Annotated in this window: 1 protein-coding gene; it reads left to right on the top strand. The window is 40.3% G+C overall.

The window, feature by feature from the left end:
- Positions 1-131 precede the first annotated feature (131 nt).
- Complete coding sequence (locus Q9291_RS11680; RefSeq protein WP_306390236.1) at positions 132-530, top strand: hypothetical protein; 399 nt, start codon at positions 132-134, stop codon at positions 528-530.
- The last annotated feature ends 157 nt before the right edge of the window (positions 531-687 follow it).

Raw genomic sequence — 687 nt, 5'->3', positions numbered from 1 at the left:
TGCGTGGGTTCTTCGGGTACGTTTCATTGCTTTCTTTCTCTGCTTTCTGCCGCCTATCGGCTGCAAGGTTAAGCAAGAATATCACTTAAAACACTGTCCAGTTTTCCGGGTCCACCTCTGACATCGATTCGATGAGTGATCGACAAGTTGAAGAAGTGTTATTTGCAACCGAGTTCACTGAATCGCAAAAACAGGATGTTAGAGAGTCAACGCCTAAAAGTAAGAAATATGTTGAGTATATTATTCAAGAGCGTGCATACAAGGCTCATCAACATATAGCAGAACTTGGACAATTTTTGTCGCTCAATGGTATTTTGCTACCGCTTGCAATTAAAGAAAAACTCAACAGTATTTATTTCGATTTGAGTAAAATTGGGAACTCGGTTAGGTTTAGCTTAATTTACAAAAGACAACATGAAGTCCCGAATCAATCTGAAAAAGTCGATGCGCTATTACCTTTGAGAGCAGAAATTGAATCACTAATTCAAAAGAGATTAGCCTCGCATGCCACCACTTCAGTAACTCTCTAATGATGGTGATTGAGAGTTATTTTATAAGCATAGTTAACGGGGTCACCCATTAGCCATCTCCTGTCAATAAGGCGAGCAACACTCTGCACGACGAGGTGCATTTTTGATGCTCACCCGCTTTAATACGTCACGCTACACTTGGTTCTCAATTGTTTAT

The organism is Methylophilus aquaticus, assembly GCF_030769565.1.
GTDB lineage: Bacteria > Pseudomonadota > Gammaproteobacteria > Burkholderiales > Methylophilaceae > Methylophilus > Methylophilus aquaticus.
The sequence above is the reverse complement of the archived record's forward strand: the minus strand, read 5'-3'. Positions and strand labels throughout refer to the sequence as shown.